Here is a 25,080-nt window from a genome sequence, read left to right on the forward strand (position 1 = left end):
CGTCCTCACTCCGGGGGCGCGCACTCCACGCGGTTGCGGCCCCCGTGCTTGGCGGCGTACAGCGCCGCGTCGGCGCTCACCATGAGGCCGTCGAGGTCCTGCGAGCTCTGCGGGTACGACGCGGTGCCGATCGAGGCGGTGAGGCCGGCGACGGTGCCGCCGCCGAGCTCCGTCGAGATGGCCACCTCGCACTCGCTGATGCGCCGCCGGAGGCGCTCGGCGGTGCGTCCGACCTGGTCGGGGTCGGCCTCGGCGAGCAGCACCACGAACTCCTCGCCGCCGAAGCGCCCGACGGCGTCGTAGGGCCGGACCTCCGAGCGCAGGGTGTCGGCCACGGCGCGCAGCACGGCGTCGCCGACGAGGTGGCCGTGGCGGTCGTTGATCGCCTTGAAGGCGTCGAGGTCGACCATGATCACGCCCATCTCGCCGCCGCGCCGGCGCAGGCGCGCGAGCTCGCGGTCGGCCTGGTCGCGCCAGGCCGTGGCGTTCGCGAGGCCCGTCTTCGGGTCGGTGCGCGCGGCGCGGGCGAACTGCTGGAGCAGGAAGCCCCGGTGCATGCCCATCACGGGCACCAGCAGCACCGGCAACAGCCACGGCGCCGTCAGCGCCACGACGGCCAGCGCGGCGCCGAGGGCGAGCGCCCCGAGGCCGATGAGGGTGTCGGTGGGCGACCCCAGGCGCTTCCACCACGGCGTGCCGGGCGCGCTGAGGCAGATCATGAACACCACGAGGCCGTGGTTGACCGTCCACCGCGTCAGGCCCGCGGCCACGAGCACGAGGAGCCCGAGCGGACCGGAGACCTTGGCCAGCAGATCGCCCGGCACCAGCGAGAGCACACCCCACGCCGCGGTCGACGCGAGGAGCACCGTCGCCGCGGAGTACGTCCACCGGTGCGGCACCGGGCGTTGGCTGACCCTCGCCCACCAGTAGGCGAACGTGAGCACGACGAGGACCAGGGCCAGGCCGAGCGGCAGCAGGAAGAGCCCTGCGAAGCTCCAGACCGATTTCAGCTCGATGTAGGGCTGGCCCTCGGCCGCGACCTCGCGTCGCCGCTCGATGCCGCGGGCGATCTCGACGTGGACGACCAGGCCCAGCGCGAGCAGCCCGAGAGTGCGCCAGTCGGCGGCGCCGATCGGCTGGAGCCCCGAGACGGCGACCGACAGGACCACCGCGAGCACGTCGACGACGAGGACGGCGACGACGACCCGCCGCGGTGCCTGCCACAGGCTCCACCGGCGGGGGTCGAGCCGCCGCGGGTCGAACCGGCGGACCGGCGGCTCCGTGACCTCCGCCACACCAGCGGGTCGGTCGGGCCGGGCTCGGCGTGCCAGACGCACCGGGCGCAGGGAATCGGACTTCGGGGACGTCGCGGACGCGGTGCTCACGCGACGTACCGATCGTTTGGAGGGGGCTGCTCCGGACGCGGGAGCGAGAGCGGAGCGGGGGTCGCCGGGACCCCGTCCGGGTTCGCTCGCCGTCACGATGAGTGACCTCCTCCAGGTCAGCAGGGCCGGCGGCGGGCCGATCCTGCCTGCGGAACACGGTACCGAGAGACATCGGATCTCGGCAGCGCGCATCACCCGTTGAGCAGCAATCACTCCCATGGTTGACGCCCAGTCGCCGTCTGGTCACACAAAGCTCCATTGGCGAGCATTCAAGGGCGGATGTGCCGAGGCGTGCGTCCGGATGTGACAGTGCCGTCGCTCTCCGTCAGCGCGGAGAACGTCGGCCGGGTGCACGCCCCGGGGACGCGAGATCCGCCACGCACCGTGTGCGTTGGCCCACGACCGTGATCTCGGGGCCCACCCGACCCGACCGATGCCGAATCCTCTCGAAAGGATCTCCCGTGGCCGACTTGAACCGGCACCGCGACTCCAACTGGCACTACGCCGACTCGAACTGGCACCGCGACTCCAACTGGCACTGACGCGCGCTGATCCGAGGGCCGAGGGGCGCCTCCGCTGCTCCCCACGCAGCGAAGGCGCCCCTCGCTCGCGCCCTACGTCAGCGTGCGCGTCCCCACGGCAGGCGGCGGCTCCTCGTCAGCGCGCGCGGCTCCACGCCGCCGCGCAGGCGACGGCGACGACCACCCCGACGACGCCGGCGATCGCCACCGCGGTCGCCGGTCCCGTGCGTTCGGCCAGCAGGCCGGCGAGGAGCACGCCCACGCCCTGGGTGACGCGCAGGGCGGTGACCGCGAGGCCGAAGGCCTGCCCGCGGTGGGCATCCGGCACGGCGGCGACGAAGGCCGCATTGGCGGGCACCTGGTAGGCACACGCCAGCCCCGAGGCGACCCACAGCGCGATCAGGCCGGCCAGTGGGGGATCGAGCGCCGAGGCCACCAGCGGCACGCAGGAGGCCACCGCCAGGGGGCCGAGCAGGCGGTCGCGCCGCGCGGGTGGCACGAGGCGGGCGAGCACGACGATGCCCAGCGCCGCCCCGAGCGGGTTCGCGGCCAGCAGGAGGCCCACGGCGACCGGCCCGCCACCCAGCGCCGCCGCGTACGGCGCCGCGAGGCCCTCGATCGTCACCACGAACGCCGACACGCAGGCCAGGGCGACGAGCGCCCGCAGGCGCCGGTCGCTCACGACGATGCGGGCGCCGTCACGCAGCCCCGCCCCCGCGCGGACCTCCGGCGCGGCGCTCACCCGCTGCTCGACCACCCCGAACTGCAGGATCGCCGCCGAGAGCACGAACGTCGCGGCGTCGGCCAGCAGCGCGACCGGCACCCCGACCAGCGCGACCAGCGGCCCGCCGAGCGCGAAGCCCAGCACCTGCCCGCTCTGGTACGTCGTGCCCGACACCGCCGAGGCGACGACGTAGCGCTCGCCGTGCAGGACGTGCGGCAGGATCGCCGCCCGCGCCGCCGCGAACGGGGCCGCGAGCAGCTGTCCCGCGACGACGAGGACGCAGAGGCCCCAGAACGGCATCCCGGGCACGGCCATGAGCGCGAGCAGGCCGGCGCGCAGGAGGTCGGTCACCACCATCGTGGCCCGGCGCGGCGCCCGGTCGGCGATGCCCGAGAGCAGGGGGCCGGCGACGAGGTCGGGCAGGAAGGTCAGCGCGTAGGTCAGCGCGGTCAGCCCGGCCGACGCGGTCTCGGTGAAGACGAGGAACGCGAGCGCCACGCGGGCCACCTGGTCGCCGAGCACCGAGAGCAGCTGCGCGACCCAGAGCGCCCGGAACTGGGCGTCGGCGAGGACGTCGACGAAGCGCGCACCGCCGGCGTCCGGCCGGTGCTCGTCGGTCACGGTCCGACGACTCTACGTGCACGACGCGCGACACGCCCGGGATTCGGGGGCACTGGCGCCACACCCGCCTCACGGTGCACACTCCACCGCGGTGTGATCCGCTGGGCCGTCGGTGACGAGGACGTTGGGGAAGGCGCTTCTCGTCGAGCCGGAGGTCAGCAGTGAGCACCCGTGGCGTGGTCTACGTCCACTCGTCGCCGTCTGCGGTCAGCCCGCACGTCGAGTGGGCGATCGCGGGCGTCCTCGACGCCCGTGTCGTACTGGACTGGTCCGCACAGGACGCGGCACCGGGATCGGTACGTGCCGAGTGCACGTGGGTCGGACCCGCGGGCACCGCGGCCCGTTTGGCGACCGCTCTGCGCGCCTGGAGCATGGTGCGCTTCGAGGTCACCGAGGACCCCTCGGCGGGCACCGACGGCGAGCGCTTCAGCCACGTCCCGGGCCTGGGCCTGTGGCACGGGCGGACCAGCGCGAACGGCGACATCGTGCTCGGCGAGGACCAGGTGCGCGCGGCGCTGGCCGGCGCGTCCAGCCGGGAGTCGCTGACCCGGCGCCTCGACGACCTGCTCGGCACCCGCTGGGACGACGCGCTCGAGGAGTTCCGCTTCGCCGGCGACGGCGCCGCGCCGGCGCGGCTGCACCAGGTCGGTTGACCGCTCCCGCCGACCGGGGGACGTCGGGGAGGGCTGGCACGCTGGAGGGCATGCTCGGTCGGTTGCGTGACGGCGACTGGCGCGACCGGCCGCGGCCGACGATCGTCGTGCCCACCGCCCTCGTCGTGCTGCTCGTCGTGCTCGTGGTGGCCGGCGTCCTCCTGGGGACGCGGGCGGCCGAGGTGGGGCGGGCCGCGGTCGGCGACACCGGTCCTGTCCTCGTGGGCGCCGAGCTGCCCGCCGACGGGTCCGCCGGCCCCCCGACGGTCACGCTCTCGCCCTCCGCCGTGGCGCACCCGCGCTCGGCCGCCGTCCGCGACCTCCTCCAGCGCTGGGTCGACGCCCGCAACGCCGGCGACGTCGCGGCCTACCGCGCCACGCTCGCGCCCGGTGCCCGCATCGACCCGACGGTCTTCACCGAGACGGCGCGCACGCAGCGCGTCGGCTCGGTGGTCGTCCGGCGGATCGACCCGGTGGCCGGGGGCGAGCTCGTCGTCCCGCTGGGCTACGTGACCACCCAGGACCCGGCGGTCGCTCCGGCGGACGTGCGCGTCCCGCGCCTGTGCTGGCAGGTCAGCGCCGTCGTCACCCAGACCGGCGACGAGCCCCGTCTCGTCGACCCGAGGCCCGGGAGCCAGCTCCGGACACCCTGCTGAGCGCTCGTCCTCAGGCCGGGGTGAACGCGAGGCAGACGTTGTGGCCGCCGAAGCCGAACGAGTCGCTGATCGCGGCGTCGAGCGTCATCTTGCGGGCCTCGCCGGACACGACGTCGAGGGTGACGTCCGGGTCGAGCTCCTCGAGGTTCGCGGTCGGCGGCACGAGGCCCTCGCGCACCGAGAGGATCGTCGCGATCGCCTCGACCGCACCGGCCGCGCCGAGGAGGTGGCCCAGCGAGCCCTTGGGCGCGGTGAGCACCGGGTGGTCGCCGATCGCCTTCTTCACCGCGACCGTCTCGGCCACGTCGCCGACGTTGGTGGCCGTCGCGTGGCAGTTCACGTGGCCCACGTCGGCGGGGTCGAGGCCCGCCGTGCGCAGGGCGGCCGCGACGGCGCGGGACTGGCCCGTCCCCTCGGGGTCGGGCGCGGTGATGTGGTACGCGTCGGCGCTGGTGCCGATGCCGGCGAGGCGCCCGTGCACGGTGGCCCCGCGGGCCTGCGCGAACTCCTCGCGCTCGAGCACCACCATGCCCGCGCCCTCGCCGAGCACGAAGCCGTTGCGGCCGGTGTCGAACGGCCGCGACGCGCGCTCGGGCTCGTCGTTGCGCAGCGCCATGGTCCGGGCCTGGCTGAAGCCCGCCAGGGTGATCGGCGCGATACACGCCTCGGTGCCGCCGGCGACGACGACGTCCACCTCGTTGGCCTGGAGCATACGCCAGCCCCACGCGAGGGCCTCGGCGCCGGACGCGCAGGCCGACACCGGCGCGTGGACGCCCGCGGCCGCGCCGAACTCGAGCCCCACGTGCGCCGCGGGCCCGTTCGGCATCAGCATCGGGATGGTCAGGACCGCGACCTTGCGCAGGCCCTGCTGCTCGAGCAGGTCGTCCTGGCCCAGCAGCGTCAACGCTCCGCCGATGCCGGTGCCGACGATCACCGCGAGGCGCAGCGCGTCGACCTTGGGTGAGCCGTCCTCCAGCGACGGGTAGTCGCCGAGGTCGGCGTGAGCCCACGCCTCGCGAGCGGCGATGATCGCGGTCTGCTCGCTGCGGTCGAGACGGCGGGCCTCGACGCGCTTGATGACGTCGGCCGGCTCGGTGGCGAGCTGCGAGGCGATCTTCACCGGCAGCTCGAACCGGTCGACCCATTCCTCCTCGATGGGGCGGACGCCGCTGCGACCGGCCAGGAGGCCGTCCCAGGTGGTCGCCACGTCGCCGCCGAGCGGGGTCGTCGCTCCCATACCGGTGACGACGACCCCCTGGCCGGTGGCGCTCACGAGTGGTTCGAGATGTAGTCGACGGCGTCCTGGACGGTGGTGAGCTTGGCCAGCTCGTCGTCGGGGATCTTGACGCCGAACTTGTCCTCGGCCTGGACGGCGATCTCGACCATCGACAGGGAGTCGATGTCGAGGTCGTCGACGAACGACTTCTCGGAGGTGACCTCGGCGGCGTCGACGCCGGCGACCTCCTCCACGATGCTCGCCAGGTCGGGCAGGATCTCTTCGTTGGTCGCCACGGGCTCCCTTTCTCGTGTCTCGACGGTTCGTGGTGCGCGGTTGCGCACCGTAGGACAGGTCAGGGCAGGACGGTCACGGCAGGACGGTCACGGCAGGACCACGACCTGTGCCGCGTACGACAGGCCGGCGCCGAAGCCGACCAGCAGCGCGACGTCGCCGGACTTCACGCGCCCGGCACCCCGCATGTGGTCGATCGCCATCGGGATCGAGGCCGACGAGGTGTTGCCGGAGTACTGGATGTCGTCGGCGACGCGCAGGTCGTCGCGGCCCCCGCTCTGGCGCAGGCGTTTGGCGATCGCCTCGACGATGCGCAGGTTGGCCTGGTGGGGCACCAGCACGTCGATGTCCGACGGCGACAGCCCCGCGGCCTCCACCGCGCGCAGGGCGACCGGCGCGATCTTCGTGGTGGCCCAGCGGAACACCGCCTGGCCCTCCTGGCGCAGCGCGTCGGTCTCGTCGATGTGGATGGTCGAGACGAGATCGCCGGCCGCGCCCCAGATGACGGGCCCGACGCCGACCTCCTCCTCGGTGGCCGCCGGACCGACCACGGCCGCACCCGCGCCGTCGGCGAAGATGATGCAGGTCGAGCGGTCGTTCATGTCGAGCCAGTCGGAGAGCTTCTCCGACCCGATGACCAGGACGTGCTTCGCCGTGCCCGAGCGGATCATGTCGCCGGCGAGTCCCGTGCCGTAGCAGAAGCCGGCGCAGGCGGTGTTGAGGTCCATCGCGCCGATGCCGTTGACCCCGATGCGGTCCGCGGTCTGGGCGGCGGCGTTGGGGATCGGCTTCAGCATGGTGCAGGTCGCGACGATCACCGCATCGAGGTCGGTGGGGGAGAGGCCGGCGTCGGCCAGGGCCTTCGACCCGGCCTCGACGCCCATCGAGACCACCGAGTCCTTCTCCGCGGCGAAGCGGCGCTCGACGATGCCGACGCGGCTCTGGATCCACTCGTCGTTGGTCTCCACGATCTTCTCGAGGTCGTGGTTGGTGACGACGCGGTCGGGCTGCATGCTGCCGAGCCCGAGGATGCGCGCGCCGGCGGCCTGCGGGGTGAGCTGGAGCCTCACGCGCCGCCCCCGATCTCCTCGACGACCTTCCGCAGGTCGTCCGGGGTGTTGACGTTGTGGGTAGCGGTGCCCTTGAGGGCACGCTTGACCATCCCGGTGAGCGTGCCGGCCGGCGTCAGCTCGATGGCGGCGTCGACCCCCCGATCGCGCAACGTGTCCATGCAGGCGTCCCACCGCACCGAGCGGGTCACCTGGGCGACGAGACGGTCGAGCAGCTCCCCGCCGTCGGTGACGACGGCGCCGTCGGCGTTCTGGACCAGCGTCAGCGACGGGTCGGCGGGGGCGAGCTCGTCGCGGTGCTCGCTCACCCACGCACCGAGCGCCTTCTCGGCGGGCTCCATGAAGCGGGTGTGGAACGCGCCCGCGACCGAGAGGGGGCGGACCCGCGCCCCCTCGGGTGGCTCGGCGACGAGCTCGTCGACGGCCTCGGCGCGCCCGGCGGCGACGATCTGACCGGAGCCGTTGCGGTTGGCGGGCTCGAGGTCGAGCTCGGCGAGCCGGGCGAGCACGGCGTCCGCGTCGCCACCGAGGACCGCGGCCATCGTCGTCGGCTCCTGCGCGCAGGCGGCGGCCATCTCCCGGCCGCGGACGGCGGCCAGCGCCACGGCCTGCTCGGCGTCGATGACCTCGGCGATCGCGGCGGCGGCGAGCTCGCCCACGGAGTGCCCCGCGACCACGGCGTCGTCGGGGACGGTGACCTCGAGGCGGAGCTGGTCCCAGGCCAGCAGGGCCGAGGCGACGAGCAGCGGCTGGGTCACCGCGGTGTCCTCGATGGCCGCGGCGTCGGCCTCGGCGCCGAGGTGGACGAGGTCGAGCCCGGCGGCGTCCGAGAACGCCTCGAGGCGCCCGCGGGCCTCCGGACGGTCGAGCCACGGAGCGAGCATGCCCGGCTTCTGGGCGCCCTGACCGGGGGCGAGGATCGCGATCACGGAGCCACCTCATCACGGCGCGACGTCGGGCCGAAGGCATCGGGGCGACGAAGTCGGGTCCGTCGCGCTTGTGGAGTTCCCACAATGCGCCCCGTCACACACCCGCCGGCTGTCCGGTCTGGATGTCGGTCGTCCCTGGTCAGGGCGCTGCGGGGCCGGTGGGGTCGTGCAGACGGTCGAGGCTGAGCGCCAGCCGCAGCACCAGCGCGCCCCGTGCCTCGCCGGGATGGAGCCCCGTGACCTCCGACACCCGGCGCAGCCGGTAGCGCACCGTGTTGGGGTGGACGTACAGGCGGCGGGCCGCGGCCTCGAGCACGCCGGCGACGTCGAGGTAGCACTCCACGGTGGCCGCGAGCTCGGCGCCCGCCTCGCGCAACGGGGCGGCGACCTCGCGGCGCAGCTGCGCGACGGCCTCGGCGTCGCCGTCGAGCACCCGCTCGGGCAGCAGGTCGTCGGCGGCCACCGGGCGCGGGGCGCCGGGCCACGCCCGCACGGCGCGGTGTCCGGCGAGCGCCCGGGCCGCGCTGCGGTGGGCGTCGGTCAGGCCCGACACCGTGGGCCCGGCGACCACCGGCCCGGGCCCGAACGACGCCGACAGGTCCTCCAGCGGGGCGCCCGGCCCGGCAATCATGACGACCCGGGCGCCGTGCGTCCCCAGCAGCACCGTCGCCCCGGCGCGGTTCGCCACCCGGCGCACCGCGTGCAGGGGGTCGGGCGGCTCCTCCGCGGGCGGGTCGCCCACGAGCACCGTCGCCTCGGCCGCCGGGTCCCAGCCCAGCGCCGACGCCCGCGACAGCAGCGTCTCCTCGGCCTCGCCGCGCACCACGGCGTCCACCACGAGCGCCTCGAGCCGCGCGTCCCACGCGCCACGGGCCTCGGCGGCGCTGGCGTAGACGGTGGCCGCGGAGAACGCCACCTCGCGCCCGAAGCGCAGCACCGCGTGCACCAGGGCGCCGCGCTCGGCGTCGTCGGCACCCAGCGGCGGGATGTGCTCCTCGAACACCGCGATGGCGATGCGCACGAGCTCGACGGTCTGGCGCAGCGTGACCCGCCGGGCGAGGTCGAGCGGGGCGCTGCGGAACGCCTCGGCGGTCAGGCGCGGGGTGGCGTCGGGGTCGCGCAGCCAGGCGACGAAGTTGGCGGCGCCGGTCTGGGTGACGAGCAGGACCCCGCTGCGCTGCTCCGCGGTCAGCCGGGCGAACCACGGCAGGCGCTCGGCCATCGCCGCCACCCCGGCCGCGGCGACGTCCCCGGACGCGCGCTCCAGGCGGCGCAGGGTGGCGGCGCGCACGGCGCCGCTACCGCGCCGGCCCGGCCCCGCGGACCCCACCGCCGCGACGCCCGTCATGGACCGCGGGAGACGGAGCGCAGCAGAGCTCGACCCATGAGGGGAGCATGGCACGGATGCCGACCGTGCGACCCCTGCTGCGCAGCGATCGTCCCGTGAGCGAGGGCGGGGGCGTGACCTCGCGCCACGGCCTGTCCTTCGGCGCCCACTACGACCCGGAGCGCACGTCGTTCGGCGCCCTCGTGGCCCACAACGACGACGAGCTCGCCCCGGGCGTCGCCTACGGGGCCCACGAGCACCGCGACGTCGAGATCGTCGCGTGGGTGGTCGACGGGACGATGGTGCACACCGGCCCCGACGGGGAGGAGACCCGCGTGCCGGCGGGCACGCTGCAGCACCTCGTGGCCGGCACCGGCTGGCACCACGACGAGCGCGCCACCGCCGACGCCGGCGTGCACCTCGTGCAGATCTGGGTGACGCCCGGCATGGACGACCCGCCGCCCGGCCCGCCGGCGCTGACCCACCACCGCCCCGACCTCGACGCCGGCCCGTTCGTCCTCGCCGTGCGGCGCCCCGGGGTGACGGTGACCGTCGCCCGCCTCGGCGCGGGCGAGACGTGGGCACCTGCCGACGGCGCGTTCCGCCACCTGCACGTGGCCCGGGGCGCGCTGGCCGACCCGGCGGCCGGGCCCGGCGACGCCCTCGAGGTGACCGGCGCCGGGCCGGTGGCGCTCCACGCCGGCCCCGAGGGCGCCGAGCTGATCGTCGTCACCACCGGCTGAGCGCACGGGGGTCCGCGGGTGGTCGAGCGAGGGACGCCTTGGGTGCGTGGGACGCAGCGGGGGCGCCCCTCGTTGCGGGAGGGGGCGCGCCTCGGGGTGCCCGGGTCGTGGAGCGAGGGACGCCTCGGGTGCGTGGGACGCAGCGGGGGAGTCCCTCGCTCGCACGACGAGGCGCACCAGCAGGCACCCCGGACACACGACGGGGGCGGCGCGTCTCCCGACGCACCGCCCCCGATCTCGTGCGAGGTGACTCCGCTGAGTCCTTACAGCGGCGTGACCTGAACGGCCTGCAGGCCCTTCTGGCCCTGCTCGACGTCGAACGAGACGCGCTGACCCTCGTCCAGGGTGCGGAAGCCGCGCGCCTGGATGGCCGAGTAGTGGACGAACACGTCAGCGCCACCACCGTCGGGAGCGAGGAAGCCGAAGCCCTTCTCGCTGTTGAACCACTTGACGGTGCCTTCTGCCATTCCTGCTCCTCATACCGATGTCCCGAGGCGTCGATCAGCCCCGACCTTCAGATCCGCCGCTGGGGCCGGTGGCCCCGTACGTCGGAGTCGCATCGCCCGGGTCGTCCGGAGACGTCCGGGCGGTGTGACGGCGACAGCCTATCCGGAAGGACGGGGTGGCTCACCAGCCCCGACGACGAACCCCGCGACGAACGGTCACGAGAGGGTCACGGAGAGGGTCACGCCACCCCCGAGTCCGAGGTCTGCGGACCGGCGGCCTGCGGGTCGTCGATCTTGTACTGCTCGGCGGCCCGGACCACCGTGTCGTGGCCGACCTCGCCGCGACGGGCGAGGGCGGCGAGCACGCCGACGGTGATGTTCTCGGCGTCGACCCCGAAGTGGCGGCGTACCGCCGGGCGGGTGTCCGAGAGCCCGAACCCGTCGGTGCCGAGCACCGAGAAGTCGCCGGGCACCCACGGGCGGATGAGGTCGGGGACCGCCTTCATCCAGTCCGACACCGCGAGCACCGGGCCGGCGGCGTCGGCGAGGGCCCGGGTGAGGTACGGCGTGCGGGGGTCGGCGCCGGGGTGGGCGTGGTTGTGGTCGTCGCACTCGACGCCGTCGCGGCGCAGCTCGGTCCACGACGTCGCCGACCACACGTCGGCCTGCACGCCCCACTCCTCGGCGAGCATCCGCTGGGCCTCCAGCGCCCACGGCATGGCGACGCCCGAGGCGAGGATCTGCGCGCGCGGGCCCGGGCCGCCGGGGGCCTGCGCGTAGCGGTAGAGCCCGCGCAGCAGCCCGTCGACGTCGAGGCCCTCGGGCTCCTTGGGCTGCTGGTAGGGCTCGTTGTAGACCGTCAGGTAGTACGAGACGTTCGGGTCGCGGTGCGGGTCGGGCTCGCCGTACATCCGGTTCAGCCCGTCACGCACGATGTGCCCGATCTCGAAGGCGTACGCCGGGTCGTAGGTGACGATGCCGGGGTTGGTCGCCGCGAGCAGGATCGAGTGGCCGTCGTTGTGCTGCAGGCCCTCGCCGACCAGCGTCGAGCGGCCGGCGGTGGCGCCCAGGTAGAAGCCGCGCGCCATCTGGTCGGCCGCCGCCCAGATGCCGTCGCCGGTGCGCTGGAACCCGAACATCGAGTAGAAGATGTAGATCGGGATCATCGGCAGGTCGTGGGTGGCGTACGACGTCCCCACCGCCGTGAACGAGGCCACCGACCCGGCCTCGTTGATGCCCTCGTGGAGCAGCTGGCCGGACTCGGACTCGCGGTAGGCCAGCAGCTGGTCGTGGTCGACCGAGGTGTAGAGCTGGCCCTGCGGGTTGTAGATCTTCAGGTTGGAGAAGAACGAGTCCATCCCGAAGGTCCGCGCCTCGTCCGGGATGATCGGGACGACGCGCTTGCCGATCTCGGCGTCGCGGGTGAGCTCCTTGACCAGACGGACGAACGCCATCGTCGTGGCGATCTCCTGCTTGCCCGAGCCGCGCTTGACGACGTCGTAGGCCTTGTCGCCCGGCAGCACCAGCGGCTTGTTGCGCGCCCGCCGCTCCGGCAGCGGGCCGCCGAGCTGGCGCCGGCGGTCGAGCATGTACTCGATCTCCGGGGCGTCGGCGCCCGGGTGGTAGTACGGCGGCAGGTACGGGTCGCGCTCCAGCTCGGCGTCGCTGATCGGCACGCGGACCTCGTCGCGGAACGTCTTGAGGTCGTCGAGGGTCAGCTTCTTCATCTGGTGGGTCGCGTTGCGGCCCTCGAACGTGGGGCCGAGCGTGTAGCCCTTGATCGACTTGGCGAGGATGACCGTCGGCTGTCCCTGGTGCTCCATCGCCGCCTGGTAGGCCGCGTAGACCTTGCGGTAGTCGTGGGCGCCGCGCTTGAGGTTCCAGACGTCCTCGTCGGTCATGTTCGCGACGAGTTCCTTGGTGCGCGGGTCGCGCCCGAAGAAGTGCTCGCGGACGTAGGCGCCGTCGTTGGCCTTGTAGGTCTGGTAGTCGCCGTCCGGGGTGTTGTTCATCAGGTTGATCAGCGCGCCGTCGCGGTCGGCGTGCAGGAGCTTGTCCCACTCCCGGCCCCAGATGACCTTGACGACGTTCCACCCGGCACCGCGGAAGAACGACTCCAGCTCCTGGATGACCTTCCCGTTGCCGTGCACCGGGCCGTCGAGGCGCTGCAGGTTGCAGTTGATGACGAAGGTCAGGTTGTCCAGGCCCTCGGCCGCCGCGACGTGGATGGCTCCGCGCGACTCGGGCTCGTCCATCTCGCCGTCGCCGAGGAACGCCCAGGTGTGCTGCCGGGAGGTGTCCTTCATCCCGCGGTTGTGCAGGTACCGGTCGTAGCGCGCCTGGTAGATCGCGCCGATGGGACCGAGGCCCATCGAGACCGTCGGGTGCTCCCAGAACCACGGCATCAGCCGCGGGTGCGGGTACGACGGCAGGCCGCCGCCCGGGCCGGCGTGGCTGAGCTCCTGGCGGAACCCGTCGAGGTGCTGCGCGCCCAGACGGCCCTCGAGGAAGGCGCGGGCGTAGATGCCGGGGGAGGCGTGGCCCTGGATGAAGACGTGGTCGCCGCCGCCGGGGTGGTCCTTGCCGCGGAAGAACCAGTTGAAGCCGACCTCGTAGAGGCTCGCCGCGGACGCGTAGGTGGAGATGTGCCCGCCGACCCCGACCCCGGGGCGCTGCGCGCGGTGCACCATCGCGGCCGCGTTCCACCGGATCCACGCCCGGTAGCGCCGCTCGGTCTCCTCGTCGCCGGGGAACCAGGGCTCCTGGTCGGTGGGGATCGTGTTGACGTAGTCGGTGGAGTACAGGGACGGCACCGACACCCGGCGCTCCCGGGCGCGCTGGAGCAGCTGCAGCATGATGTAGCGCGCCCGCTGCTCGCCCTGCCCCTCGAGCATCGCGTCGAACGACTCGATCCACTCCGAGGTCTCGTCGGGATCGATGTCCGGCAGGTGCGAGGACAGACCGTCCCGGATGATGTGGACCCGTCCGTTGTTCGCGGTCCCGGTGCCCTTCTGGGTGGTCACGATCCAACTCCCTCGTCGCTGGGTGGTCCGACGGCTGCCCGACGGGCGGGGCCGGGCCCGGATCGCGGGCCGGTTCGGAACCGATTCTGCCCGGTCGTGCCCGGGGTCGCTGCACCATCGTCACCCGGCGTGCCCTGTCCGTCACGTCTACCGAGCGGTAGCGGCGCTGCGGGCGTCCCGGGCGCTTCCAGCGTGGCTGGTTGCGTCCGGCGCGACAGCCGTGTTCGCTGAACGCCTCGAACGGCGGACGCGGGCGCGGAGCCCCGGGGACGAAGAGGGGGACGGGCGTGGTCGCGGCCACGGGAGACTCGGACAAGTCCGATCTCGCCGGCAAGCTCGGCATCGAGCCGGGGATGATCGTGCAGGAGCTGGGCTGGGATTCCGACGTCGACGAGGAGGTCCGGTCCGCCATCGAGGACCGGTGCGGCGAGGACCTGCTCGACGAGGACGCCCAGGAGGTCGTCGATGTCGTCCTCCTCTGGTGGCGCGAGGGCGACGGCGACCTGGTCGACACCCTCGTCGACGCCCGCTCGCCGCTGACGGAGAACGGCGTCGTCTGGGTGCTCACGCCCAAGACCGGCACCGACGGGCACGTCGAGCCCTCCGACATCGCCGAGGCGGCCCCCACCGCCGGGCTGTCGCAGACCTCGAACGTCAGCATCTCCGACGCCTGGGTCGGCACCCGCCTCGTCGCCCCGAAGGCCTCCGCCCAGCGCCGCCGCTGAACTTTGCGCTCCGCGCTCGTGCGTGCTTGCCCGTGCCCTGGCACGGGCACGCGCTCACACCCTTGACCGCCGGTGCACGGGCGAGCCCCCGACCGGTGGTCGCTCGCTAGGCTGGCCGGGTTTCGGTCACCCGGACGGACAGGAGACAGGACCCCATGACGGTCGAGGTGGGCTCACCGGCCCCCGACTTCACGCTCAAGAACCAGGACGGCCAGGAGATCTCCCTCGGGGACTTCAAGGGCCAGAAGGCCGTCCTGCTCGTGTTCTACCCGTTCGCGTTCTCCGGCATCTGCACCGGCGAGCTCTGCTCGGTGCGCGACGACCTCTCGTCGTTCCAGAACGACGACGTCCAGGTCCTCGCCATCTCGTGCGACCCTGTGGAGTCGATCCGGGCCTGGGCGCGCCAGGAGGGCTACGAGTTCCCGCTGCTCAGCGACTTCTGGCCCCACGGCGCGGTCGGTGAGTCCTACGGCGTGTTCAGCTCCGACCTGGGCTTCTCCTTCCGCGGCACGTTCCTGATCGACAAGGACGGGATCGTGCAGTTCCTCGAGCGCAACGGCCCCGGCGACGCCCGCGACCAGCAGGGCTGGCGCGACGCGTTGCAGGATCTCGCGGCGTAGCTCCCTGCCGGAGCGAACGCGCTGTTCGCTGCTTCTAGGCGCGCGAACTCCCCGTTCGCTCCGGTTCCCGGGCGCGTAGCTCAGCGGAAGAGCAACGGCCTTACAAGCCGTCGGTCGCAGGTTCGAATCCTGCCGCGCCCACCCTCACCGTCGGGTCCCCGACCTGAGCACGCCGGCGTGTGCCGACGACACGAGCGCTCCGAGCGCGGCCGCGGCCTGCGCCGCGGTAGCCGCCGATCGCGACGGCCGTCGGCGCCGCGCCGGCCCGCAAGCGCTCGTCTGCGAGGATCTCCTCGCGACCTGCGCGATCGCGTCGCGGCCGGAACTGGTCGCCGCGTGTCGGCGTGCACACCGGGCTCGCCGGAAGCAGATCGTCACGCTGCGGCGAGCATCCGCCCACGCCGAGTTCGCCGCACGTCTCGACGTGGCGAGCTTCCCCTGGTACGAGCTACGCATGGGCCGCAGCCGTGCTCCGTCCGTACTCGGGGCCCGGTCCTCGTCGCCCTGCTCGACCACCACGCCGACGCACGGCTGAACAACACGCCGTCGGCGGGGTCCGACACCGACACCATGCTGCTCGAACGCCGACGACCACTGCCGCACCCGGTCACCCGGTGTCGGGAGCGGGCCCGGATGGTCGAGCAGCTGACCGGATGCGCGACGGGAGACCGTCCAGGAGGCCGCGATGCCCGAGATCGATGATCCCGACCCCGAGGGCACCGAGGAGTGGCGCGAGGCGCTCGGGTCCGTCCTCGCCGTCGAGGGTCCCGATCGGGTCCACGCCCTCCTCGACGAGTTGATCGGCGACGCCCGGGCGGCGGGGGCGCCGGTGCCGTTCTCGGCGACCACGCCCTACGTCAACACGATCCCGGTCGAGCAGGAGCCTCCGCACCCGGGCGACCGCGCCGTCGAGCACCGCATCCGCTCGGCGATCCGGTGGAACGCGATCGCGATGGTGCTGCGCGCGAACAAGGAGTCCTCCGAGCTCGGCGGGCACATCGCGAGCTTCCAGTCCGCCGCGACGCTCTACGACACCGGCTTCCAGCACTTCTGGCACGCGCCCTCGACCGACCACGGCGGCGACCTGGTGATGATGCAGGGACACTCCTCGCCCGGCATCTACGCGCGCGCCTTCCTCGAGGGCCGCCTGACCGAGGAGCAGCTCGACGCCTTCCGCCAGGAAGCCGGTGGCAACGGCCTGTCGTCGTATCCGCACCCGTGGCTGATGCCGGACTTCTGGCAGTTCCCGACGGTCTCGATGGGCCTCGGGCCGCTGATGGCGATCTACCAGGCCCGATTCCTCAAGTACCTGCAGGGCCGGGGGCTGGCCGAGACCGAGAACCGGCACGTGTGGGCGTTCCTGGGTGACGGCGAAATGGACGAGCCGGAGTCGCTGGGCGCGATCTCCCTGGCGGGCCGGGAGCACCTGGACAACCTGATCTTCGTCGTGAACTGCAACCTGCAGCGCCTGGACGGGCCGGTGCGCGGCAACGGCAAGATCATCCAGGAGCTGGAGGGCATCTTCCGGGGCGCCGGGTGGAACGTCGTCAAGGTCATCTGGGGGAGCCGTTGGGACGAGCTCCTCGCCGCGGACACCACCGGCCGGCTCCACCAGCTCATGGAGGAGACGGTCGACGGCGAGTACCAGACGTTCAAGTCCCGGGACGGCGCCTACGTCCGCGAGCACTTCTTCGGCCGCTACCCGGAGACCGCGGCGATGGTCGAGGACTGGAGCGACGACGAGATCTGGGCGCTGACGCGCGGCGGGCACGACCCGTCGAAGATCTACGCGGCGTACGCGGCGGCGGTGGCCGAGCCCGACCGGCCGACGGTCGTCCTCGCCAAAACCGTCAAGGGCTACGGCATGGGCGAGGCCGGCGAGGGCCAGAACATCTCGCACCAGCAGAAGAAGATGGCCCAGGAGAACCTGCGGCTGTTCCGGGACCGCTTCGACCTGGCGATCGCCGACGAGGCCATCGAGTCGCTGCCCTATCTGCGCTTCGAGCCCGACAGCGAGGAGGGCATCTACCTCCGCAAGCACCGCGAGGCCCTCGGCGGCTCGCTGCCCACGCGGCGCCGCACGTCGCAGGCCCTCGAGGTCCCGGAGCTCTCGGCCTTCGGCGCCCAGCTCGCGGGCTCCGGCGACCGCGAGAACTCGACGACCATGGCGTTCGTCCGCGTGCTGAACACGCTGCTGCGGGACAAGAAGATCGGCGAGCGGATCGTGCCGATCGTTCCGGACGAGTCGCGCACGTTCGGCATGGAGGGCATGTTCCGCCAGTTCGGGATCTTCTCCCGCGTCGGGCAGCTCTACACGCCGGAGGACGCCGGCCAGCTGATGTTCTACAAGGAGGCCGAGAACGGCCAGCTCCTCCAGGAGGGCATCAACGAGCTGGGCGCGATGTCGTCGTGGATCGCCGCGGCGACGTCGTACTCCACCAGCGACACGCCGATGATCCCGTTCTACATCTACTACTCGATGTTCGGGTTCCAGCGGGTCGGCGATCTCGCGTGGGCTGCGGGCGACCTGCGGGCGCGCGGGTTCCTGCTCGGCGGCACCGCCGGGCGCACCACGCTCAACGGCGAGGGCCTGCAGCACCAGGACGGGCACTCGCACGTGTTCTCGTCGGTGATCCCCAACTGCGTGTCCTACGACCCGACCTTCGCCTACGAGGTCGCGGTGATCGTCCAGGACGGGTTGCGGCGGATGTACGTCGAGCAGGAGGACGTCTACTACTACCTGACCCTGATGAACGAGAACTACGTGCACCCCGCCATGCCCGACGGTGTGGAGGAGGGGATCGTCCGCGGCCTGTACCTGTTCCACGAGGGCACGGAGCGGGCGGGTGAGGGCGCCGCCACGTCGGGGGGACGGAAGGGTCGCGCGAAGCAGGAGCCGCGGGTCCAGCTGATGGGCTCGGGGACGATCCTGCGCGAGGTGATCGCCGCCGCGGAGATGCTCGAGGCCGACTGGGGCGTCGTCGCGGACGTGTGGAGCGCACCGAGCTTCACCGAGCTGCGCCGCGACGGCATCGACGTCGCGCGCTGGAACATGCTGCACCCCACCGAGGCGCCCCGGCTCTCGTGGGTCGAGCAGTGCCTGGCCGACCGCCCGGCGGGCCCGGTCGTCGCGGCGACGGACTACGTGCGGGCCTTCCCCGACCAGATCCGCGAGTGGGTCTCCGACCGGCACTACGTGGTGCTGGGCACCGACGGCTTCGGACGTTCGGACTACCGCCGGGCGCTGCGCGACTTCTTCGAGGTCGACCGCCGCTACGTCGTCGTCGCGGCCCTGTCCGCGCTGGCCCGCGACGGCGCCGTCACGCCCGAGCGGGTCGCCGAGGCCATCGATCGCTACGGCATCGACCCCGAGCGCCCCAACCCCGCCCACGTCTGACCCGCCCACCCCTGCTGGAGAGGCGCCCTCATGTCTGCCCCCACCACGACGCAGGTCGAGGTCCCCGACATCGGCGACTTCACCGACGTCCCGATCATCGAGCTGCACGTCGCGGTCGGCGACGTCATCGCCGTCGACGATCCGCTGGCCACGCTCGAGTCCGACAAGGCGACGATGGACGTCCCGTCCTCGCATGCGGGACGCGTCACCGAGGTGCTGGTGTCCGTCGGGGACACCGTCAGCCAGGGCACCCCGGTGGTGCGCCTCGACGCCGCCGAGGGCGAACCCGCGCAGGACGGCCCGACCGAGTCCGACGCCCCGGTGCCGCGGGATGCGCCCGCGGCGGCCGACGCCGAGGTCACGGCGCAGGAGCCGGCCACCGAGACGGGCACCGAGACGGGCACCGGGACGGGCACCGGGACCACGGCGCCGGCACCGAGCCAGGCGCCGTCGTCGAACGGGTCGGGCGGACCGGGACTCCCGGTGCACGCCGGGCCGAGCGTGCGCAAGCTGGCCCGGGAGTTCGACGTCGATCTCGGGCAGGTCCCGGCCACCGGGCCGAAGGGACGGATCACCAAGTCCGACCTGCTGAACTACGTGCGCGGGCCCTCACCCGCCCCGGCGGCGCCGGCTCCGGCCGCGCCGTCCGGCGGCGCGGGCATCCCCGAGATCCCGGCCCAGGACTTCAGCAGGTTCGGCCCGACCGAGACCCAGCCGCTCTCACGGATCACGCGCATATCCGGGCCGTTCCTGCACCGCTCGTGGCTGAACGTCCCGCACGTCACGCACAACGACGACGCCGACATCACCGACACCGACCGCTTCCGCAAGGAGCTCGACACCCAGGCCAAGGCCGATCCTTCCGGGGCCTACCGCGTCACCCTGCTCGCGTTCCTCATGAAGGCCGCGGTGTCGGCCCTCAAGGCCTACCCGACGCTCAACAGCTCGCTGAGCCCCGAGAAGGACGCGCTGATCCTCAAGCGCTACTTCCACATCGGCGTCGCCGTCGACACCCCCGGCGGGCTCGTCGTGCCCGTGATCCGCGACGTGGACCGCAAAGGGATCGTCGAGCTGTCGAAGGAGCTGGGGGAGGTGTCCGCCCGCGCCCGCGACGGCAAGCTCACCGCCGACGACATGAGCGGCGGCACGTTCACGATCTCCAGCCTCGGCGGGATCGGTGGCACCGCGTTCACCCCGATCGTCAACGCGCCGGAGGTCGCGATCCTCGGCGTCGTGCGCTCGCGCGTGTCGCCGGTCTGGGACGGCGAGGCGTTCGTGCCGCGCACGCTGCTTCCGCTGTGCCTGTCCTACGACCACCGCGTCATCGACGGGGCGCTGGCCGCGCGCTTCACCCGGCACCTCGCCCACACCCTCGGCGACGAACGCCGCCTCCTGCTCTGACGACCTCCGGGAGAACCTGCCGTGGCTGACACCGTCGTCGTCGAGGTCCCCGACATCGGCGACTTCACCGACGTCCCCGTCATCGAGGTCCACGTCGCCGTGGGCAGTGAGGTGGCCCTCGACGAGCCGCTGCTGACCCTCGAGTCCGACAAGGCCACGATGGACGTCCCGGCCGAGGTGGCCGGGACGGTCACCGAGGTGCGCGTCGCGGTGGGCGACACCGTCTCGCGGGGCACGCCGATCCTGGTCGTCGCGCCGAGCGAGGACGCTCCGACGTCGACACCGCCGTCGACCCCGCCACCCGTGCGCAAGACGACGACGGCGGCGGACAAGCCCGCCGCCGAGCAGACGGTGCCGGTGGCGCCGTCACCCTCCTCGGACGGGCGGGAGGACGTGCACGTCGGCCTGCTCGTGCTCGGCGCCGGCCCCGGCGGCTACACCGCGGCGTTCCGGGCCGCCGACCTCGGGCTCGAGGTCATGGTCGTGGACGCCCGCGACACGCTCGGCGGGGTCTGTCTCAACGTCGGCTGCATCCCGTCGAAGGCGCTGCTGCACGCGGCCAAGGTCATCGCCGAGACCAAGGAGATGAGCGAGCACGGGCTCAAGTTCACCGCGCCGGAGATCGACCTCGGCGCGCTGCGCAGCTGGAAGGACGGCGTGGTCGGCCGGCTCGTCGGCGGCCTCGCCGGGCTGGCGAAGCAGCGGAAGGTGACGACCGTGCAGGGGCACGGCCGTTTCGTGTCCGCGCACCGCGTCGAGGTCACCACGACCGACGGCACGACGACCGTCGTCGGGTTCGACCAGGCCATCGTCGCGGCCGGCTCCGAGCCCGTGCGCTTGCCGTTCGTGCCCCACGACGACCCGCGCGTGCTCGACTCCACCTCCGCCCTCGAGCTGTCGGACATCCCGGATCGGCTGCTCGTGCTCGGCGGCGGGATCATCGGGCTCGAGATGGCCACGGTGTACGCCGAGCTCGGCTCGAAGATCACCGTCGTCGAGCTGATGGATCAGATCATCCCCGGCGCGGACAAGGACCTCGTCAAGCCGCTGGCCCAGCACATCGGCAAGCGGTACGACGACGTCCTCCTCTCCACCAAGGTCACCGACGTGACCGCCGATGACGACGGACTCACGGTGTCCTTCGAGGGCGAGAAGGCTCCCGCGACGGCCACGTTCGACGCCGTGCTCGTCGCCGTCGGCCGCCGGCCCAACGGCGCGGCCCTCGGCCTCGACGCCGCCGGGGTGGCCGTCGACGACCGCGGCTTCGTGCCCGTGGACGCCCAGATGCGCACGAACGCCGCGCACGTCTTCGCGATCGGCGACATCGTCGGGCAGCCGATGCTCGCCCACAAGGCCGTGCACGAGGGCAAGGTCGCCGCCGAGGTCGCCGCCGGGCAGAAGAGCGCGTTCGACGCCCGCGTCATCCCGTCGGTCGCCTACACCGACCCGGAGGTCGCCTGGGTCGGCGTCACCGAGAACGAGGCCAAGGCCCGCGGCCTGTCCTACGGCACCGGCACGTTCCCGTGGGCGGCGTCCGGGCGCTCGCTCTCCCTCGGGCGCTCCGAGGGTTCCACCAAGGTCCTCTTCGACACCGAGACCGACCGCATCATCGGCGCCGGCATCGTCGGCCCTTCCGCCGGCGACCTCATCGCCGAGGCCGCGCTGGCCATCGAGATGGGCGCCGACGCCGCCGACATCGGCCTCACGATCCACCCGCACCCCACGCTCTCGGAGACCATCGGCATGGCGGCCGAGGCCTTCGAGGGCACCCTCACCGACCTCTACCTGCCCAAGAAGGCCGCCCGGAAGTGATGCAGGCCGGTCGTGGGCCCTTCCGGTGCCCGGCCGGCCCTGCTGCGCGGCTCAGCCCGATGGACGACGAAGCCCATGGCACCGCCCCGCCGAGATCACTGACCGGGCACCGTCGGTGTCGGGCCTCCAGGGCCGACCTCAGGGGCCGTCGGGGATCCGCCCTCCGTCGGAGCTCGCTCCGTGGAAGAGGGCGTGGTCGTCGTGCCGCTCTGCGTCGGGGCCTGCTCGGTGGTGGACGGCGCGGTCGTCGTTCCGCTCCCCGTAGGAGCTGGTTCCGTGGGAGAGGGCGTGGTCGTCGTGCCGCTCTGTGCCGGGCTCTGCTCGGTGGGGGAAGCCACTCCGGGAAGCACGGGAGATGGAGGACCAGCGGGGGGTGTCCTCGTCACGGTCGGCGGCTCCGGCCGGGGCTCGGCCGCCGCCGGGGGAGGCCGGAGGCGATCGAGGTAACCGCGCGAGCCGGCCGGGCGGGAGATGACCTGGCCGACGTCATCGACGTCCACGATGACGAACTCGGTGATGACGACGCTCGCCGCCTGGACGACCGTGATGTTCGTCCTGGAGAACGCGGGCCAGGATGGTCCGGTGAACCGTTGCCGCTGATGGACCACCGGCGGGGTGAGCGGGTTCCCGCACTCGCAGCGAACGCGGGGCACGCCGAAATCGTCGACCAGCACAGCGGTGCCGGCCTGGAGGACGGAGTCGAGCGTGGTGGCGCGACCGTCGGCGAAGCCGTGGTTGGTGACCGCCGTGTCGGTGCGCAGGATCAACGGCGTCAGCCCGGCCGCGTAGCTCGGGATGTCCGCGACGCGGATGCCCTCGACACCGGCCCAGGCCGCTGCCCTGTCCGGATGGGCCTGGAGAAAGGCCACCATCTTGTCCGGGTCACAGGTCGATTCGTTCAGTGTTCCGCCGTAGAGGCCGGATGTGTCTCCGGGCACCGTGTGGCCCGTATCGATTGGGGACGTCACCCCGGCGGTGTCCGTCCCGACCGGGGGCATGAAGGGGTTGGCGCCCGGGGAGAGGACCGGCTCGGTGTGGACGGGCGCGCCGAGCGCTCCGTATGCGGCGGTCCCGCCGCCGGCCAGGGCGGCGATGAGCGCGATGAGAGCGATCACCAGGGGTAGGCGTCGGCGATGTGGCTGTCTTGCGCCTGTGTCGGCCTCGGCGTCTCGACGTTGCCGGCCGCCGAGCAGGGCCTGGAGCCGACGTGGGACCCCCGCCGCGCTGCGCCGCGGCCCGGGCGCTCCGGCGCCGGCTCGCCCGTCATCGTCGACCCCCCGCGCGGTGATCACCTCGGTGTGCAGGACCGGGTCGGGCGCGGCGGAACGGCGCAGGTCGTCGGCGAGCTCGTGCGCGTTCTGATGGCGTCGCGCGGGATCGAGAGCCAGGGCGCGCAGCACGACGGCGTCCAACTCCGGCGACAGGTCGCGCTCGAGTTCGCGCGGCGGCACCGGCGGCTCGTGGAGCCGCCGGGAGGCGACCTCCACCGCGCTCGGCCCGCGGAACGGCACCTGCCCGGTGAGGAGCTCGTAGAGCGTGCACCCGACGGCGTAGAGGTCGGAACGCCCGTCGAGCGGGTCGCAGCGGACCTGCTCGGGAGAGAGGTAGGCCGCGGTGCCCATGACGACGCCGGAGCCGGTGACACCCTCGACGTTGCCGACGCGGGCGATGCCGAAGTCCATCAGCTTCACGGTGCCGTCGCGGCAGCGCATGATGTTGGCCGGATTGACGTCGCGGTGCACGACCCCGCGCTCGTGCGCGGCCGCGAGGGCCTCGCACACCGGCACCAGCACCGCCGCGGCCTCGTCGACCGGCAGCCGGCCCCGTTCGCGGAGCTCCTCACGCAGCGTGCGGCCGTCCACCCACTCCATGACGACGAAGACCTCGCCGCCGTCGGCGAACCCGACGTCGTACACCGCGACGACGTGCGGGTGGTCGATGACCGCGGCCGCGCGGGCCTCGTCGCGGAGCCGGCCGCCGAACTCCGCGTCGCCGCGGTGCTCGGCGGGCAGCAGCTTGACCGCGACCGTGCGGCCGAGCTCACGGTCCAGGGCGCGGTGCACCTCGGCCATGCCGCCGCGCCCGATGAGCCCGCGCAGCTCGTAACGGCCGGCGAGCACGCGGGGCGCAGCGTCTCCCGGGCCGGTGCTGGTATCCGCACGGGAGGCCGCGACATCCGGGGCGGCGCCCGCGGGCCCGGTGGGGTGGGCGGGGGGCAGGGCGGCGGCACCGAGGGCGACGGCGTGTTTGGGGTGGGCGTCGACGGCGGTGGGTCGTCCGAGCTCGGCGGACACCGTGCGGGCGACCAGGGGGATGCGCGAGGAGCCACCGACGAGTAGCACAGTGGCCAGCTGCGCCGGGTCGACCCGAGCGGACCGGAGAGCGCGGCGCAGCGAGGCGATGGTGGCGGCGATGGAGGGACGGATCATCGTCTCGAACTCACCGCAGGTGAGCCGGACCTCGGTCTGCAGGTGGGGCAGCAGCACCGGGATGGTGGTCTCGGTGTCCGCGGAGAGCGCTTCCTTGGCGCGGACGCAGTCGTGGCGCAGCCGGATGGCGGCGCTGGTGGCGCGCGCGTCGGCGAGGTCGAGGCCGGAGACCGTCCCGTCCAGCGTGCGGTCGACGTGGCTGAACACGGCCTCGTCGAAGTCGACGCCGCCGAGACCTTCGATGCCTTCGGGTCGGCCCAGGATGACGAAGCCGTCCTCGGTGGTCCGGAGCACGGTGGCGTCGAAGGTGCCGCCCCCGAGGTCGTACACCGCGACCAGGGCACCGACGGCCAGGTGCTCGTTGCGGGCGTAGTGGGCGGCGGCGGCCTCGGGCTCGGTGAGCATGCGGACGTTGTCGACCCCGGCCAGATGGGGGATCTGCGCGAACTGTTCGCGCTTGTAGGGGCCCCAGTTGGCCGGGTGGGTCAACGTGAGCATCTCCGGGGGGCCGCCCTCGCGATCGCTCACGACGCCGACCACGTCGCGCAGCTGATGGGCGATCAGCACGGCTGCCGGATACGGCGCCCCGCCGAGGATCAGCGGCATCGGGTCGCCGAGGCGGCGCTTGACCTCGCGGGCGACCAGCTCCGGTTCGGTGGCCGCACGGCGCTCGGCGGCGTCGCCGGTGAGCACGGTGCCGTCGGGGCGGATCACCACCGCAGAGGGAACGGCGTCGGTGTGATCGCCCAGGGTGACCATCTCCACCCGCCCGTCGCGGGCGACCGCGGCGGCGGTGAAGGTGGTTCCCAGATCGACACCCAGCGCGTAACTCACCGGTCTCTGCCCCCCCAACGTCCGGGTCACCGGCGGACCGCGGACACCCGCCCGTCCGCTTCTCTCCGAGCGTCCGGCGACGGCGTTCCACATCCAGCGGTGCACCGGGCGCCGTCGACGAGGACGACGACCCGGGCCTGCTCACTCATATGCCGACGGTGATGCCTGCGCTGGATGTGTCCAGTGACGAACGGCCCGACTTCGACAGCGCAGGGACCGGGCGGTCCCCACGGCGCAGGAGGTCCGACCGCGAC

18 protein-coding genes and 1 tRNA gene are annotated in these 25,080 nt (G+C 73.3%); 9 read left to right on the plus strand and 10 right to left on the minus strand.

Going from position 1 to position 25,080, the window contains the following annotated elements; genetic code table 11:
* Positions 1-5: 5 nt before the first annotated feature.
* Both C8D89_RS22240 and C8D89_RS22245 read right to left on the minus strand, forming a co-directional pair.
* On the minus strand, positions 6-1,295 hold the full coding sequence (locus C8D89_RS22240) for a sensor domain-containing diguanylate cyclase (RefSeq protein WP_116710330.1): 1,290 nt from the start codon (positions 1,293-1,295) through the stop codon (positions 6-8).
* Between the two features lie 747 nt (positions 1,296-2,042).
* Positions 2,043-3,251: an MFS transporter gene (locus C8D89_RS22245; RefSeq protein ID WP_116710331.1), complete on the minus strand. Its 1,209-nt coding sequence runs from the start codon at positions 3,249-3,251 to the stop codon at positions 2,043-2,045.
* A 161-nt stretch (positions 3,252-3,412) separates the two neighbouring features.
* Between C8D89_RS22245 and C8D89_RS22250 the strand changes: the two genes are divergently transcribed.
* Positions 3,413-3,904: a DUF3145 domain-containing protein gene (locus C8D89_RS22250; RefSeq protein ID WP_165825870.1), complete on the plus strand. Its 492-nt coding sequence runs from the start codon at positions 3,413-3,415 to the stop codon at positions 3,902-3,904.
* 50 nt (positions 3,905-3,954) lie between these two features.
* A complete protein-coding gene (locus tag C8D89_RS22255) occupies positions 3,955-4,560 on the plus strand; it encodes a hypothetical protein (RefSeq protein WP_116710332.1) in 606 nt (201 codons plus the stop codon).
* A 10-nt stretch (positions 4,561-4,570) separates the two neighbouring features.
* On the opposite strand, the gene C8D89_RS22260 is transcribed toward C8D89_RS22255, so the two are convergent.
* The 5 genes from C8D89_RS22260 to C8D89_RS22280 form a co-directional block, all read right to left on the minus strand.
* Positions 4,571-5,833, minus strand: coding sequence for a beta-ketoacyl-[acyl-carrier-protein] synthase family protein (locus C8D89_RS22260; protein WP_116710333.1), 1,263 nt, complete (start codon positions 5,831-5,833; stop codon positions 4,571-4,573).
* Positions 5,830-6,072 carry an acyl carrier protein gene (locus tag C8D89_RS22265; RefSeq protein ID WP_116710334.1) on the minus strand — a complete coding sequence of 81 codons (243 nt, stop codon included), beginning with the start codon at positions 6,070-6,072 and terminating at the stop codon, positions 5,830-5,832. The genes C8D89_RS22260 and C8D89_RS22265 overlap by 4 nt, the downstream gene beginning before the upstream one ends.
* Before the next feature lie 87 nt (positions 6,073-6,159).
* A complete protein-coding gene (locus tag C8D89_RS22270; RefSeq protein WP_279323401.1) occupies positions 6,160-7,140 on the minus strand; it encodes a beta-ketoacyl-ACP synthase III in 981 nt (326 codons plus the stop codon).
* Positions 7,137-8,069: an ACP S-malonyltransferase gene (locus C8D89_RS22275; RefSeq protein WP_116710335.1), complete on the minus strand. Its 933-nt coding sequence runs from the start codon at positions 8,067-8,069 to the stop codon at positions 7,137-7,139. The genes C8D89_RS22270 and C8D89_RS22275 overlap by 4 nt, the downstream gene beginning before the upstream one ends.
* Positions 8,070-8,208: 139 nt before the next feature.
* Positions 8,209-9,417: a PucR family transcriptional regulator gene (locus C8D89_RS22280; protein ID WP_116710336.1), complete on the minus strand. Its 1,209-nt coding sequence runs from the start codon at positions 9,415-9,417 to the stop codon at positions 8,209-8,211.
* 56 nt (positions 9,418-9,473) lie between these two features.
* On the opposite strand from C8D89_RS22280, the gene C8D89_RS22285 reads away from it, so the two are divergent.
* On the plus strand, positions 9,474-10,139 hold the full coding sequence (locus tag C8D89_RS22285) for a pirin family protein (protein WP_165825871.1): 666 nt from the start codon (positions 9,474-9,476) through the stop codon (positions 10,137-10,139).
* 263 nt (positions 10,140-10,402) lie between these two features.
* Here the strand turns inward: C8D89_RS22285 and C8D89_RS22290 are convergent, their stop codons facing one another.
* Together C8D89_RS22290 and aceE (C8D89_RS22295) are read right to left on the minus strand one after the other, a co-directional pair.
* Positions 10,403-10,606, minus strand: a complete 204-nt coding sequence (locus C8D89_RS22290; protein ID WP_116710338.1) for a cold-shock protein — start codon at positions 10,604-10,606, stop codon at positions 10,403-10,405.
* 218 nt (positions 10,607-10,824) lie between these two features.
* Positions 10,825-13,608 (minus strand): pyruvate dehydrogenase (acetyl-transferring), homodimeric type, encoded by a 2,784-nt coding sequence (gene aceE / locus C8D89_RS22295; RefSeq protein ID WP_243418307.1) that lies wholly within the window; start codon positions 13,606-13,608, stop codon positions 10,825-10,827.
* Between the two features lie 287 nt (positions 13,609-13,895).
* On the opposite strand from aceE (C8D89_RS22295), the gene C8D89_RS22300 reads away from it, so the two are divergent.
* The 6 genes from C8D89_RS22300 to lpdA all read left to right on the plus strand — a co-directional run bounded on the left by C8D89_RS22300 (position 13,896) and on the right by lpdA (position 21,563).
* Positions 13,896-14,333, plus strand: a complete 438-nt coding sequence (locus tag C8D89_RS22300; RefSeq protein ID WP_116710340.1) for a DUF3052 domain-containing protein — start codon at positions 13,896-13,898, stop codon at positions 14,331-14,333.
* Between the two features lie 155 nt (positions 14,334-14,488).
* Positions 14,489-14,953 carry a peroxiredoxin gene (locus C8D89_RS22305; RefSeq protein WP_116710341.1) on the plus strand — a complete coding sequence of 155 codons (465 nt, stop codon included), beginning with the start codon at positions 14,489-14,491 and terminating at the stop codon, positions 14,951-14,953.
* 69 nt (positions 14,954-15,022) lie between these two features.
* A tRNA-Val gene (locus tag C8D89_RS22310) sits at positions 15,023-15,094 on the plus strand.
* Between the two features lie 544 nt (positions 15,095-15,638).
* Positions 15,639-18,350: a pyruvate dehydrogenase (acetyl-transferring), homodimeric type gene (gene aceE, locus C8D89_RS22315; RefSeq protein ID WP_116710342.1), complete on the plus strand. Its 2,712-nt coding sequence runs from the start codon at positions 15,639-15,641 to the stop codon at positions 18,348-18,350.
* 30 nt (positions 18,351-18,380) lie between these two features.
* A complete protein-coding gene (locus tag C8D89_RS22320) occupies positions 18,381-19,751 on the plus strand; it encodes a 2-oxo acid dehydrogenase subunit E2 (protein ID WP_116710343.1) in 1,371 nt (456 codons plus the stop codon).
* A gap of 21 nt (positions 19,752-19,772) precedes the next feature.
* Complete coding sequence (gene lpdA / locus C8D89_RS22325) at positions 19,773-21,563, plus strand: dihydrolipoyl dehydrogenase (RefSeq protein WP_116710344.1); 1,791 nt, start codon at positions 19,773-19,775, stop codon at positions 21,561-21,563.
* Positions 21,564-21,658: 95 nt separating this feature from the next.
* On the opposite strand, the gene C8D89_RS22330 is transcribed toward lpdA, so the two are convergent.
* Positions 21,659-24,826, minus strand: coding sequence for a DUF6777 domain-containing protein (locus C8D89_RS22330; RefSeq protein ID WP_116710345.1), 3,168 nt, complete (start codon positions 24,824-24,826; stop codon positions 21,659-21,661).
* Positions 24,827-25,080 lie beyond the last annotated feature (254 nt).

The sequence above is a fragment of the Actinomycetospora cinnamomea genome (genome assembly GCF_003096675.1).
Taxonomy (GTDB): domain Bacteria; phylum Actinomycetota; class Actinomycetes; order Mycobacteriales; family Pseudonocardiaceae; genus Actinomycetospora; species Actinomycetospora cinnamomea.

What these genes read in the sequence shown, in the direction of transcription:
- C8D89_RS22255 (WP_116710332.1), top strand. Translation starts at nt 3,955, where the DNA reads ATGCTCGGTCGGTTGCGTGACGGCGACTGGCGCGACCGGCCGCGGCCG.
- C8D89_RS22280 (WP_116710336.1), bottom strand. Translation starts at nt 9,417, where the DNA reads ATGACGGGCGTCGCGGCGGTGGGGTCCGCGGGGCCGGGCCGGCGCGGT.
- C8D89_RS22285 (WP_165825871.1), top strand. Translation starts at nt 9,474, where the DNA reads ATGCCGACCGTGCGACCCCTGCTGCGCAGCGATCGTCCCGTGAGCGAG.
- C8D89_RS22290 (WP_116710338.1), bottom strand. Translation starts at nt 10,606, where the DNA reads ATGGCAGAAGGCACCGTCAAGTGGTTCAACAGCGAGAAGGGCTTCGGC.
- C8D89_RS22305 (WP_116710341.1), top strand. Translation starts at nt 14,489, where the DNA reads ATGACGGTCGAGGTGGGCTCACCGGCCCCCGACTTCACGCTCAAGAAC.
- aceE (WP_116710342.1), top strand. Translation starts at nt 15,639, where the DNA reads ATGCCCGAGATCGATGATCCCGACCCCGAGGGCACCGAGGAGTGGCGC.
- C8D89_RS22320 (WP_116710343.1), top strand. Translation starts at nt 18,381, where the DNA reads ATGTCTGCCCCCACCACGACGCAGGTCGAGGTCCCCGACATCGGCGAC.